The following is a 13014-nucleotide window of genomic DNA, read 5'->3' on the forward strand; positions in this document are numbered from 1 at the left end:
GGCCGGGGTTGGCCGTGCCGCCCCGGGGGGCGCCCCACGCCCGGGGGGGGGGGCGGGACCCCACCCCCGCCCCCCCCCCGGGGGGGGGGGCGCCGGGCCGCCGCCCCCCCCCCACCCCCTCACCGTCCGCCGCCCCTTGCCCGACAAGATTGTTGACAAAAACGTTGACATATTTGGCTTCCGGTCCCTAGCGTCTACGCACCACGGGTCCGCCGCACGAGCCGCGTCGACCCCTTCACCGCTTCCCCTCCAGGGAACGCCTCCTGGACGAGAGGAAAACGACGATGTCCTCCTCCCCCTCCCGGTCCGCCCGCGGCCGCAGACTGGCCCTGCTGGTCGTCGCCCTGTGCTGGCTGGCCGTGCTCTTCGACGGCCTCGACATGTTCATCTACGGCTCGGTGCTGCCCCACCTGCTGGAGACCAGGACCTTCGGTCTCACCGCCGACCAGGCCGGCGACCTCGGCTCCTACGCCACCTTCGGCATGCTGGTGGGCGCCCTGACCGCGGGCACCGTGGCCGACCGGATCGGCCGCAGGCGGCTGGTGGTCGGCTGCGTCACGCTGTTCTCGCTCGCCTCCGGCGTCTGCGCGGTCTCGGGCGGCGTCGCCGTCTTCGGCCTCGGCCGCACCCTGGCCGGCGTCGGACTCGGCGGCCTGCTGCCGACCGCGATCAGCATGGTCTCGGACTACGCCGGGGGCGGCCGGGTGGCGGTCACCATCGGCCTGCTGATGACCGCCCACCACGCGGGCGGCATCCTCTCCGCCTACGTCGCCAAGTGGCTTGTCGAACCGGTCGGCTGGCGCGCCGCCTTCTGGGTCTGCGTGCTTCCGCTGCTGTTCGTGCCCGTGCTGCTGAGGTTCCTGCCGGAGTCGCTGAGCTTCCTGGTGGCCAAGGGCCGCGGCGAGGAGGCCCGCGCGCTGGCCGAGCGCCATGACGTCGAACTGCCCGCCGCCACCGGCAGGGAGACCGCCGCCGACCGCTGGGACGCGCTGCTCGGCCTGTTCCGCGGCGGCGAGTGGATCCAGACCCTGCTGTACTGGGCGGCCTCCTTCGGCGGCCTGCTGCTGGTCTACGGCGTCGCCACCTGGCTGCCCACGCTGATGCGCGGCGAGGGCTACGAACTGGGCAGCGCACTGACCTTCGTCGTCGTCTTCAACCTCGGCGGCATCGTGGGCATGCTGGCCGCCGGCCGGGCCGCAGACCGCTTCGGGGCCCCGCGCATCTCCGCCGTCTGGTTCGCCCTGACCGCCGCCGGTGTCTACCTGCTGAGCGTCCACATGGCCACCGGCGTGACCATGGTGGTCGTCTTCCTCACCGGCGTCTTCCTCAACAGCGCCCAGACGATGATCTACGCGACCGTCTCGATCCGCTCCACCCCGGACAACCGGGCCACCGCCGTCGGCTGGACCTCGGGCGTGGGCCGCTTCGGCGCCGTCTTCGGTCCCTGGCTCGGCGGGCAGCTGCTCGCCGCGGGCGACGGCGACCGGGGCTTCACCGCCTTCGCGCTGGCCGGGGTCTCCTCCGCGGTGTTCATCGGCGCCGCCGCCCTGCGCTCCGCCCGGCAGCCGCGGCCGGACGCCGACCGGGAGGACCTGGCGGTCGCCCACTGACCCGCGACGCCGACGCCGACGGCATGGCACGGCACGGCACGGCGCCGCGCTCCCGCCACGGGCGCGGCGCCCTCCTCACTCCTCCAGGTCGCCGGGCTCCGCCTCCAGCCCGGTGCACGCCAGCTTCCCCTCGACGTCGGCGCACGCCTCCACCCCCCGGGGCGTCGGCACGGTGAGCATCGGGCTGGTGTAGCCGACGGAGTCCGCCGCGGGGTAGCTCGCGGAGAGCACGTCCTGGCCGGCCCGGACCGAGACCTCGCGGGCGTGCGGCGCGTGCATCCGTACCTCCGACCAGGCCGTGCCGCAGGCGGGGGAGTAGCGCAGCCGGACGTCGTAGGCGGAGCCGGTGACCCGGCTCTTGGTCTGCGCGTCCCGGGAGCACGCGGAGGTGTCGGGCAACTCGCCCTGGCAGGCCCGTCCGTGACAGCTCGGCGCCCCCGACACCGGTTGCGCGCCCTGGGCGGCCCGCCGGTCGGACACGCTCACGGCGGCCGCCGTCACCCCCGCCACGGCGAGCAGCGCGACCGCCGTCAGCGGCAGCCGCCAGAGCCGCCTAGTCCGTGGTGGGCGTGGTGTACCCGGCGCGGTCGCCGTGGCCGGCTGTTCCCCGGTGGCCTCGCACAGTGCCAGTACGGCCGCCGGGTCCACGCCGGCGAGCCGGGCCAGGGCCTCCACGGCCGGCCGTGGCGGTCGCTTGGCGCCGCTGAGATAGCGGTGCCAGGCGGACTTGCTGTACGGGGTGCGGGCGGCCAGCGCCGCCAGGCTCAGTCCCGTACGCTCCTTCAGCTCGCGCAGGTTCGCCGCCGGCGACTCGTGGGGTGGGCTGGTGGTCGCTCCTTCGGAGTGCCGCATGGTGCGTGCCTCAACTTCATTACGCTATGGGCGTTTCGCCCCTGTTGTCGGAATGGCTTCCCATGGATACCGGGGTCGCAATCGGAGAACCGGTGTGAAGACGGTGAATCAGGGGGTGCATGCCGAAGGCCTGTTCGGGAACCGGTTCCCGAACAGGCCTTCGGCGGTCAGGCGGTACGGCGGGACGGAACCGTCAGCACCACGGAACCGCGTGGCCGACCCGGACGTAGTGGGCGGAGATGTAGCCCTTGCGGTGCGGGAGCCGGTACCAGGTGTGGTTGCCGCGCACCGAACCGCCGTACGACTTGCAGGCCACCGGGACCAGCCGGTTGCTGTGCCGGTGGCCGACCACGCGGTAGCGGGTGCTCGGGCCGGAGCGGACGTTGAGGCGGACGTGGCGCGTGGTCACCCGGCCGAGGGTGCGGTAGTAGTGGTGACGCTGGGCCGCGGGGGCGGGCAGGACGGTGTACTCGAAGTTCTGGACGACGCCCTGCGGCGCGGGGACCGTGGCGGCGCTCGCGGTGGCGGCCCCGGCCGTGGGGAGGAACGCGAAGACCGCGACCGTGGCCAGCAGGCCGCTCTTCAGGATCCGACGGGACATGGAAACCTCCGTGCTGTCGTGCTCTCGACCACGAAACGTGATCACGATTCGGAGGATTGCCGCGGCCGGGTGCCGTCATGTCGTCCCCGCGTGCCCCGGGACGTGTGGGACGTCCCCGGGGACGGGGCCCGGTTCGGCCGGTCGTCGGCGCCGGGGTGTTCGATCGCCCTGCCCGTACCGGTGAAGGTCCGGCCGGCATGTCCCGACGGCCGCGCCCACGGGATCCCGGTGGGGTGTCCCCGGTGCCGTGGCACGGGCGGGGGCGGGGGGCGGGACGCCGGTGGTGTCGAACCGCTCCGGTCGTGCCGCAGCGTCCATGGCGCCCGCGGCGATTTACTTGAGTTACGCAATGAGATGCGTAAACTGGCCGGTATGTCCACGGAACCCCTGCCGGCCGCCCCCGCCGCCACACCGGAGGTCGTCGAGATCGAACGCGCGCTGACGCGCATCACCTATCTGAGCACCCGGGCCCGGCAGCACGAGCGGCTGATGGCCCTCGCCGGAGTCCCGCTGGACCGGGCCGCGGTGGCCCTCCTGCGCCAGGTCGCCGACTCCGAGCCGCTGCGCCCCGGGGAGCTCGCCCACCGGCTCGGCGTGGAGGCGTCCCACGTGACACGCACGGTGCAGCAGCTCCAGCGTTCGGGCCACGTCACCCGGGTCCCCGACCCCGACGACCGCCGCGCCCAGCGGATCGAACTCACCGACGCCGGACGGGAGGCCGTCGCCCGGGTCCGGGACGCCGGCGCACGCGGGATGCAGCTGGCCCTCCGCGACTGGGAGCCCGGGGAACTGCACCAGCTGGCCACGCTCTTCCACCGCATGGTCGACGACTTCCTGGCCCACTCCGTCGAGGACGAGCCCGGCGACACGGCGACCGCCGGCCGCGCGCTGTGACGGGCCGGCGGTACGCACGCCCCGGCGCCGAACGGACCGGTACCGCCCGGTAATATGCGGCGCCAGGTCTTCAGAGGAGGCGGCGTGGCCCGGTCCCAACGTTCACCCCTGCTGCTGGCGGGGCTGCTGGCCACCGCCGGAGTGGCCCACTTCGCAGTACCGAAGCCGTTCGACGCCACGATCCCGAAGGCACTGCCGGGCCCGCCCCGCAGCTGGACGTACGGCAGCGGGGCGGTGGAACTGGCGCTGGCCGCCGGGATCGCCCTGCCGCTCACCCGCAGGGCGGCGGCCCGGGCGGCGGCCGCCTTCTTCGTCGGCGTGTTCCCCGCCAACGTGCAGATGGCCGTCGACTGGCGGCGGCGGCCCGAGCCCCTCAGGAGCGCGGCACTGGTCCGCCTGCCGCTCCAGATCCCCCTGGTGCTGTGGGCGCGCGGTGTCGCGCACCACGCCGTCCGCGACGAGGAGGGCCGATAGATGGCGGGAACCGTGCAGGTCGGAGACACGGTCGAGGACTTCGCGCTGCCGGACGAGACCGGCACGACGCGCACGCTCACGGAACTGCTCGCCGACGGGCCGGTGGTCCTCTTCTTCTACCCGGCCGCCCTGTCGCCCGGCTGCACCACCGAGGCCTGCCACTTCAGGGATCTCGCCGCCGAGTTCGCCGCGGCGGGCGCCCGGCCGATCGGGATCAGCGGGGACAGCGTCGAGCGGCAGCAGGAGTTCGCCGGGAAGCACACGCTCGGCATGCCGCTGCTCTCCGACGTCGACGGCACCGTCCGCGAGCGGTTCGGTGTCAAACGCGGCATCGCGCTCGTCCCCACCAAACGGGCCACCTTCGTCATCGGCCGGGATCGCACCGTCCTGGAGGTGGTCCGCAGCGAGCTGCGCATGAACACGCACGCCGACCGGGCGCTCGCCGCGCTCCGCGCCCACCAGGGCTGAGACGGGCCCGCCCCGCGTTTGATGCGGTGGGGCACAGGTCCCATCCTGGGGCGTATGGAGCGTGTCGCGGCCGCGGCGATCGTCGACGCCCTGGGCAGGGTGACGGGGTGGAGCGAGGGTGCGCGGCTGCTCACCGGGCGCCCGGCGGAGCAGGTGGTGGGCCGGCCCGCCGCCGGACTGCTGGCCGAGACGGTCCCCGCGGCGGTGCTCGCCGCCCGCTCCGGGACCGTCGCCCTGCGTCACGCCGACGGCCACCGGACGGAGATCGCGCTGACCGCGTGCCCGGTCCTCGGCCCCGACGGCGAGGTCACCGGGTACGTCGTCACCGCCGACCCGCCGCCGGCCGCGCCCACCCTGGCCGAACAGGCCTTCCAGCAGGCCTCCATGCCCATGTCGGTCTTCGACGTCCGGCAGCGCTACCTCCGCGTCAACGACGAGGTCTGTCAGGCCATGGGGGTCTCCGAGGATGAGCTGCGCGGCCGTTTCCTCCTGGACACCGTCGAGAACGTCCCGCGCAGCCATGGCTTCCTGCGCCACCTCCGCCAGGTCGTCGAGACCGGCCGCCCCACCCGCTACGAAAGCCTCACCGGCGCCCCGGCCCTGAGCCGGGAGCACCACTGGAGCATCGAGATGTGGCCCCTGCACGACCCCGGGGGCGAGCTGACCGCCGTGGCCCTCGCCGCCTTCGACAGCACCGAGCAGTACCTGGCCCGGCTCCGGCTCGACCTGCTCAACGAGGCCGCCACCTCCATCGGCACCACCCTGGACGTGGTGCGCACCGCCGAGGAGGTCGTCGAGCTGATCGTCCCGCGCTACGCCGACTTCGCCAGCGTCGACCTGCTCGACTGGGTGCTCTCCGCCGAGGAACTGCCCACCCTCCCGAGGGGGGACATCGTGCTGCGGCGCGTCGCCCACGGGTCGGCCAACGAGGGCACCCCCGAAGCGGCGGTGAGTCTGGGTGAGACGGAAGTGCACCTGCCGTGGTCACCGCCGGCCCGGGCGCTGCGGGAAGGACGCGCGGTGGTCAGCCAGGCCGGCGAACCGGAGCTGCGCCGCTGGGTGGCGGAGCGCAACGCCCGTTCGCCCCGGGGACGCACGTACCGGCAGGGCGTCCACTCCATGATCGCCGTACCGCTGGCGGCCCGGGGCGTGCTGCTGGGCGTCGCCGTCGGCGTGCGCATGCGCCACCCCGACGACTACGCCGTCGACGACACCGTGTTCGCCGAGGAACTCGGCAGCCGCGCGGCCGTATGCATCGACAACGCCCGCCGCTTCGCCCGCGAGCGTTCCACGGCCCTCGCCCTCCAGCACAGCCTGCTGCCCAGCGACCTGCCGGGACAGGCCGCCGTCGAGGTGGTGCACCGCTATCTGCCCTGCGGATCGCTGGCCGGCATCGGCGGCGACTGGTTCGACGTGATCCCGCTCTCCGGCAGCCGGGTCGGCCTGGTCGTCGGCGACGTCGTCGGCCACGGCATCAGGTCCTCCGCGACCATGGGCCGGCTCCGCACGGCCGTGCGCACCCTCGCGGACGTCGACCTGCCGCCCGACGAACTCCTCACCCACCTCGACGACCTGGTCACCCACCTGGCCAGGGACGGCAGCGGCGAGGAGGTCGCCGAACTGGGCGCCACCTGCCTGTACGCCGTCTACGACCCCGTCTCCCGGCACCTGGCCCTCGCCGCCGCCGGTCATCCGGCGCCCGCCGTGGTGCTGCCCGGCGGCCGGGCCGAACTGATCCCGATGACCGCGGGACCGCCGCTCGGCGTCGGCGGTCTGCCCTTCGAGGCGGCGGAGCTCGACCTGCCCGAGGGCGCGGTCGTCGCCCTCTACACGGACGGCCTGATCGAGGACCGGGCGCGGGACGTGGACCGCACCACCGAGGAGATGTGCCGGGCGCTGAGCGAACCCGCCGACTCGCTGGACGACCTCGGCGACAACGTGCTCAGGGCGGTCCTGCCGGAACAGCCCGCCGACGACGTCGCCCTGCTGCTGGTCCGCACCCGCGCGCTCGGCGCCGACCGGGTCGCCACCTGGGACGTGCCGCCCGACCCCGCCGAGGTCGCGCGCTTCCGGCAGGAGGCCACCGAACGCCTCACCGCCTGGGGCCTGGACGAGGCCGCCTTCGTCACCGAACTCGTCGTCAGCGAACTCGTCACCAACGCCATCCGGTACGGCGAACCACCCGTCAGACTGCGCCTGATCCGCGACCGCGCCCTCATCTGCGAGGTGTCCGACGGCAGTTCCACCTCACCGCACCTGCGGCGCGCGCACGCCTTCGACGAGGGCGGCCGCGGTCTCCTCCTGGTCGCCCAGCTCACCCAGCGCTGGGGCAGCCGCCAGACCGGTGACGGCAAGACCATCTGGGCCGAACAGCCGCTGCCCGAAGGGCCGTTGCCGGTCGCCGAGGCCTGAAGGGCACCACGAGCGCGCGACGGCCCGGCCACCCGGCGCGCGTCGGGTCAGTCCACCGCGTGCTTCCCGATCCCGTCCAGTTCGGCGACCGCGTCCGCCGGCAGCACCAGGGAGGCGGCGGCGATGTTCTCCCGCAGGTGCTCCGGCGAGGAGGTGCCCGGGATCAGCGCGATGTTCGGGGACCGCTGGAGCAGCCAGGCCAGTGCCACCTGCTGCGCCGAGGCACCGAGCCGCTCCGCCACCTTCGCCAGCGCCTCCGACTGGAACGGGCTGAAGCCGCCCAGCGGGAAGTACGGCACGAAGGCGATGCCCTGGGCCGCGGTCCGCTCCACCAGTGTGTCGTCCCGGCGGTCGGCCAGGTTGTACAGGTTCTGCACGGTGACCACGGGGGCGATCGCCTGCGCCTCGGCCAGCTGCCCCGGCGTCACGCAGCTGAGCCCGAGGTGCCGGATCAGCCCCGCCTCGCGCAGCTCGGCCAGCGCCCCGAACTGGTCGGCGACCGGGTCCTCGTTCGGTGCCTCGGCGGTGCCCAGCCGCAGATTGACCACGTCCAGGGCGTCCACGCCCAGGTTCCGCAGGTTGTCGTACACCTGTGCCTTCAGGTCCTCGGGGTGCCGCATCATGACCCAGTCGCCCCCGGCGTCGCGCCGGGCGCCCACCTTGGTGACGATGTGCAGATCCGCCGGATAGGGGTGGAGGGCCTGCCTGATGAGTTCGTTGACGACCACCGGGCCGTAGAAGTCGGCGGTGTCGATGTGGGTGATGCCCGCGTCCACCGCGGCGCGCAGCACGGCGACGGCCCGCGCGCGGTCCCTCGGCGGGCCGAAGACGTGCGGGCCGGCCAGCTGCATGGCGCCGTAGCCGACGCGGGTCAGGGTCAGGCCGTCCGCCGGGGTCAGGGTCCCGGCGAGCTCTGCGGTCATGTCGTACCTCTCGGAAAGTCCCGGGGACACCGGTCCGCCCGGTGTCTCCTCCTCGGTGTCCACTGTGCGGCGACCGGACGGGAAGTGTCTGGGCCCCCGTGTTCCTGGGAGTGACGGGACCAGGAACGGGCCGGGGCCGGACCGTAGGCTGGGGGTGTGGACGGTTCGAACGCGCTCGGTGAGTTCCTGCGGGCCCGCCGGGCGCTGGTGCGGCCCGAGGACGTGGGGCTGCCCGGCGGTGGTCTGCGCCGGGTGCCTGGGCTGCGCCGCGAGGAGGTCGCGCTGCTCGCCGGCATCAGCTCGGACTACTACCTGCGGCTGGAGCAGGGCCGCGACCGCAACCCCTCGACCCAGGTCCTGGAAGCCCTGGCCCGGGTGCTCGGCCTGGACCGGGACGCCACCAGGTACCTCCTCGCCCTGACCCAGGACCGCCCCGCCGAGGTACGGCACGCGCGGCGCGACCGGGTCCCGCACGAGCCCGAGCAGGTGCCCGCGAGCATCCTCCAGCTGATCAGCGGCTGGCCCCGCAACCCCGCCTATGTCCAGAACCGCTACACCGACATCCTGGCCGTGAACGCGCTGTGCGCGGCTCTTTCCCCGAACTACGCCCCCGGGGTCAACCTGATGCGGGCCGTCTTCCTCGACCCGGCGGAGCGGGAACTGCGCCGCGACTGGGAGGACCTCACCGAGGAGGGGGTGGCCGCGCTGCGCGCCTACGCCGGCCCCGACAGCGACGACCCGAGGCTGCGGGACCTGGTCGGCGACCTGTCACTGCGCAGCGAGAGGTTCCGCACCCTGTGGGCCCGGCACGAGGTGCGGCCCCGGCGCGGCCGGACGAACCACCTGACCCATCCGCTGGTCGGAGACCTCGAACTGCGCTCCGACAAACTGTCCATGGACGCCACCGACGGCCTCACCCTGGTGGTCTGCCACGCGGAGCCCGGCAGCCGCAGCGCCGAACTGCTCGACATCCTCGGCAGCCTGTCCGCGACCGGTGCGCAGCGGACGGCTGCCGAGGAGCGGGAGGACTAGTGCTGCGACCGGCAAGGTTCACCGGCAGACCTTCCCGGTCGCAGCACTAGCGGGCCTTCGTGACGGTCCGGGGCCGGTGACGGGTCCGGTCGGCCGGCCCGCCGTGCGAGGGTGCCTCGAAGCGGCTCGGGAACGGGTACCTGCGTTCCAGGAAGGCGTGGATCGCGGCCTGGGCGGCCGCTCTGGCCTCCGCGGGCGTGTCCACGTCGTTGAGGCAGAAGAAGTCGACGTCCTCGCCGGCCGCGAGCCGGGCCAGGCGGCGGCGCATGTCCGGGGTGCCCAGCTGGACGTAGCGGAAACGGTAGTCGGCGGGGACGGCCCGGCCGGTCGCCATCGCCCAGTGGTGATGGAGCGTGGACGCGGGAGCCACGTCGGAGGTGGAACGGAACCGCGAGTAGGCGGTCCGTTCGAGCTCCTCGATTTCGAGGCTCTCCATCTCCCGCATCACGGACAGCAGTTGGGGATGCGGGGTGTGCAGTGACTTGTGGGTGATGTGCCTGCCGTGGAAGCGCCTGATCACCTCGCGGGTGTTCTTTCCTGCCGAGTTCGGGGCCGGTTCGAGGGGGTGCGGGGCGCCGACGCCGAGCTTCAGGGGGGACAGCGGGATCCGGGCGATCCCGTTGCCGTGGAAGAAGTGCCCTGGTCCGACCGGGCGGTTGATGAAGACGTCGTCGTTGAAGTAGAGGTAGTGCTCCGAAAGCCCGGGGATGCGGTGCAGGGCGCTTTCTATGGCGTGCGAGTTGAAGACGGGCAGCGCGTCGGCCGGGAGGATGTCCCGGTGGTCGACCACCGTCAGGCCCTGCGCGTCCGGGTCCAGCCAGTCGGGGATCTGGGAGTCGGTCACGAGATGGACGCGCCGCACGAACCCGGCGTACATCTCCAGGGAGCGCAGCGCGTACCGCAGTTCGTCGTGGCTGGTGTACCGGGAGGCGCCCGTCTCGCGCGGCGCGATGGCGTTGTCGCAGAGATCCTGGTGGGCGCGGCGCTTCTCGGTCATCGCCGGGTCGTCCCCGTCGACCCAGGTGTACACGGCGTCGACGGGGAACAGGACGTCGTCGATGCCCGGCTCGGAGAACGGGGCGAACGTCGGGACGGCCGGCCGGCGGCCCGCCGCCGGCTGCCGCGCGGCCACCGGCAGCACCTCCGTCACGGGGTTGCGGCGCGGGGCGACCAGCGCCGGACCGAAGACGTCCGGCAGCCGGCTGCCGGGCACGGTGAGCCAGGCGGGATCGGTGCCCGCCGCCGTACCGGGAGCGGTGCCCGCCGCCCTGTCCGGGACGGCGCCGAAGTCCCGGCCGAGCCGCCAGAACTCGATGTCGCACCCCGTTTCGAGGCCGCTGAGCACCTGCGCCTGCGGGCCGAGGCGCAGCACACCGGTACGGAGCACCGGGGCCCGCCGCAGGGCCCGCGGCAGCCTGCCGTCGGCCCACAGCACCGTGGCCGACACGGTGCCGTCCGCCCCGACGGCGCCGACGTACCCGCAGGTGCCCGCGAGTCGCCGGGCGGCGCCGGCGAGGACGGCGTCGCGGTACCGCTCCTCGACGCCCACCGCACTGCGCGGGGCGCCGTGCCCGTGGTCGGTGGGCACCAGGAAGTACGGGACGTGCAGGCCCTCCAGGAGGGTGCGGACGCGTTCGAGATCGGCTTCGACGGCGTCCGAGACGGTGTACGCGGCGACCGTACGGCCGTACAGCCGGGCCGGCCCGAGGGCGATCGCCCGCGCGCCGGGGTCGGCGGCCCGCAGGCGTCGCCTGGCCCGGGCCGCGCGCAGTGCCCTGAGCCTGGCCGAGACCCAGGTCCACAGGTGTGCCAGCAGCCTCCCGGCGGCGCGCAGTCCCGCGGGCGCCGTGCGGAGGTGACGGATGTCCATGCCCCCGGTCCCCCGTCAGTTCTGCTTCTCGAAGGGGCTGGGGAAGGGGAAGTAGTCCTCCAGGAACTCGTTCATCCGGGAGCCGACCTGTTCCCGCTCCTCGGGCGGGACGTCGACGTCGTTGAGGCAGAAGAAGTCGAAACGCCGGGTGCGGCGGAGATCGGCCAGGCGGGCCCCGGCGTCCGGACGGCTGATGTTGACGTAGCGGTATCCGAACCGGCTCGGCACGCCGTGGCCGGTCATCAGCGCGTACTGGTAGAGCAGCGGGGCGGTCACGGCGATGTCCTCGGGGGACCGGAAGCGGGACGCCGTGGTGCGGCGGATGTCGTCCGGGAAGAGCTCCTCCAGGGTCCGCAGCGTCTCCCGTCGCTGCGGCAGCGGAGTGTGCATGAAGTTGTTCGTGGTCATCCGCCCGAACCGCTCCAGCAGCAGCCGTCGGACGTTCTTGCTGGCGGAGTTGGTGGCCGTCTCCTCGGCGTGCGGCTTGCCGACGCCGATCTTGAGCGGGGACACCGGGATCTTCATCAGTCCGCTGCCGTGGAAGAAGTGCTCCGCGGTGACCCGGCGGCCCACGAACACGTCGTCGTTGAAGTAGAGGTAGTGGTCCGACAGGCCCGGGATGTGGTGCAGCCGGGTCTCGATGGCGTGCGAGTTGAACACCGGCAGGACGTCCGCGGGGAAGATGTCGCGGTGGTCGACGACCGTGATCCCCGGGACGCTGTCGTCGAGCCAGTGCGGCTTCTGGCCGTCGGTCACGAGGTAGATGTGGCGGACGAAGTCGGCGTACATGGCGAGCGAGCGCAGGGAGTACTTCAGCTCGTCGTGGCTGGTGTAGCGGGAGGCGTTGGTCTCCTTGTCCAGGATCTCGGCGGTGCCGCGCTCCTGGTACCGGGCGCGCTTGGCGCGCATCCGGGGCTCCTCGCCGTCCACCCAGGTGTAGACGACGTCGACCGGGAAGGTCACGTCGTTCACGGTGGGCCGGGTGAGCGCGTCGAAGCTCGGCAGCTCCCGTTCGCCGACCCGCACCACGGACGGCGTCTGCTCGGACGCAGGCAGGACGTCGGTGATGCCGTTGTTCCGCGGCGCGACCAGGGACTCCGCGAAGACGTCCTCGGACGCCTGCGGCTGGACTCCGGCCAGGCGCCGGGGGCCGTCGGCGGAGGCGAGGAGCGCCGCCCCGTCCTCCCAGAACTCGACGTCGCAGGCGAGCTCCGGGCCGGCGAGCAGCTGTCCCGCGGGGCCCAGGTGGTTCTCCCCGACGCGCAGGACCGGGGCCGTGCGCAGCGCGGCCGGCAGGACACCGTCCATGAACAGGGCGGGGTGCTTGAGCTTGCCGCCGGGCAGTGGTCTGCCGATGAAGACCGCCTTGCCCGCGTTGAGGCTCTCCAGGGCGGTGAGGAACCGCTCCCGGTCGAGGGCGTTCACGCCGACGACGTGCCGGGTGCGCGAGGCCGGCACCAGGAAGTGGGGGATGCCCTCCTGTTCCAGCGCCGCGAGGACCAGACCGAGGTTGGCGGCGGCGGCCTCGGCGGCGGTGAACCGGGTCACGACCCGTCCGTAGAGCTGCTGGCCGCGCACCGCGACCGGGCGGAGCACCGGGTCGGTGACCGCTGCCCTGCGGCGGCGGCGCAGGGTACGCAGCTGCCACACCTTCTCGGCGGCCTTCCGCTCGACTCGCGGTCGCACCCGCCGGGCAAAGGAACGTACGGTCACCTTCTGAGCTCCTCTGAGTAAACCTCTGTACACCCTGGTGTTAACCAGACAGACACCTAGGGTGAATGGTTGTAGAAGTTTTCGCGGAGAATTAAGGAAAACCTGATCTTGCACATGACCTGCGCTTACATGCGTGTGCTACAGGATCCGGACCGCGATGTCAGG

General features: G+C 73.2%; 11 protein-coding genes. 6 read left to right on the forward strand and 5 right to left on the reverse strand.

Features of this window, described 5'->3' with window-relative positions; all coding sequences use genetic code 11:
- The first annotated feature begins 284 nt into the window (after nucleotides 1-284).
- Complete coding sequence (locus ACFY3I_RS15235) at nucleotides 285-1610, forward strand: MFS transporter (protein ID WP_390860924.1); 1326 nt, start codon at nucleotides 285-287, stop codon at nucleotides 1608-1610.
- Nucleotides 1611-1685: 75 nt separating this feature from the next.
- On the opposite strand, the gene ACFY3I_RS15240 is transcribed toward ACFY3I_RS15235, so the two are convergent.
- On the reverse strand, nucleotides 1686-2462 hold the full coding sequence (locus ACFY3I_RS15240) for a DUF2690 domain-containing protein (protein WP_390860925.1): 777 nt from the start codon (nucleotides 2460-2462) through the stop codon (nucleotides 1686-1688).
- Nucleotides 2463-2655: 193 nt separating this feature from the next.
- The gene (locus tag ACFY3I_RS15245) at nucleotides 2656-3063 is read right to left on the reverse strand and encodes an SH3 domain-containing protein (protein WP_390860926.1); all 408 of its coding nucleotides are present in this window, start codon (nucleotides 3061-3063) and stop codon (nucleotides 2656-2658) included.
- A 372-nt stretch (nucleotides 3064-3435) separates the two neighbouring features.
- Here ACFY3I_RS15245 and ACFY3I_RS15250 point away from each other — a divergent pair, with 372 nt between their 5' ends.
- From ACFY3I_RS15250 to ACFY3I_RS15265, 4 genes are all read left to right on the forward strand, one after another.
- A complete protein-coding gene (locus tag ACFY3I_RS15250; protein ID WP_390860927.1) occupies nucleotides 3436-3957 on the forward strand; it encodes a MarR family winged helix-turn-helix transcriptional regulator in 522 nt (173 codons plus the stop codon).
- An 84-nt stretch (nucleotides 3958-4041) separates the two neighbouring features.
- Nucleotides 4042-4431 (forward strand): hypothetical protein, encoded by a 390-nt coding sequence (locus tag ACFY3I_RS15255; RefSeq protein WP_390860928.1) that lies wholly within the window; start codon nucleotides 4042-4044, stop codon nucleotides 4429-4431.
- On the forward strand, nucleotides 4432-4899 hold the full coding sequence (locus ACFY3I_RS15260) for a peroxiredoxin (protein WP_390860929.1): 468 nt from the start codon (nucleotides 4432-4434) through the stop codon (nucleotides 4897-4899).
- A 54-nt stretch (nucleotides 4900-4953) separates the two neighbouring features.
- Nucleotides 4954-7311 (forward strand): SpoIIE family protein phosphatase, encoded by a 2358-nt coding sequence (locus tag ACFY3I_RS15265; RefSeq protein ID WP_390860930.1) that lies wholly within the window; start codon nucleotides 4954-4956, stop codon nucleotides 7309-7311.
- Nucleotides 7312-7358: 47 nt separating this feature from the next.
- Here the strand turns inward: ACFY3I_RS15265 and ACFY3I_RS15270 are convergent, their stop codons facing one another.
- The gene (locus ACFY3I_RS15270) at nucleotides 7359-8234 is read right to left on the reverse strand and encodes an oxidoreductase (protein ID WP_390860931.1); all 876 of its coding nucleotides are present in this window, start codon (nucleotides 8232-8234) and stop codon (nucleotides 7359-7361) included.
- A gap of 156 nt (nucleotides 8235-8390) precedes the next feature.
- On the opposite strand from ACFY3I_RS15270, the gene ACFY3I_RS15275 reads away from it, so the two are divergent.
- Nucleotides 8391-9266 carry a helix-turn-helix domain-containing protein gene (locus ACFY3I_RS15275; protein WP_390860932.1) on the forward strand — a complete coding sequence of 292 codons (876 nt, stop codon included), beginning with the start codon at nucleotides 8391-8393 and terminating at the stop codon, nucleotides 9264-9266.
- A 46-nt stretch (nucleotides 9267-9312) separates the two neighbouring features.
- Here ACFY3I_RS15275 and ACFY3I_RS15280 read toward each other — a convergent pair whose 3' ends face one another.
- Nucleotides 9313-11136, reverse strand: coding sequence for a stealth conserved region 3 domain-containing protein (locus tag ACFY3I_RS15280; RefSeq protein WP_390860933.1), 1824 nt, complete (start codon nucleotides 11134-11136; stop codon nucleotides 9313-9315).
- A gap of 15 nt (nucleotides 11137-11151) precedes the next feature.
- The gene (locus ACFY3I_RS15285; RefSeq protein ID WP_365294777.1) at nucleotides 11152-12849 is read right to left on the reverse strand and encodes a stealth family protein; all 1698 of its coding nucleotides are present in this window, start codon (nucleotides 12847-12849) and stop codon (nucleotides 11152-11154) included.
- Nucleotides 12850-13014: the final 165 nt, after the last annotated feature.

The sequence above is a fragment of the Streptomyces sp. NPDC001068 genome, from assembly GCF_042897315.1.
Taxonomy (GTDB): Bacteria; Actinomycetota; Actinomycetes; order Streptomycetales; family Streptomycetaceae; genus Streptomyces.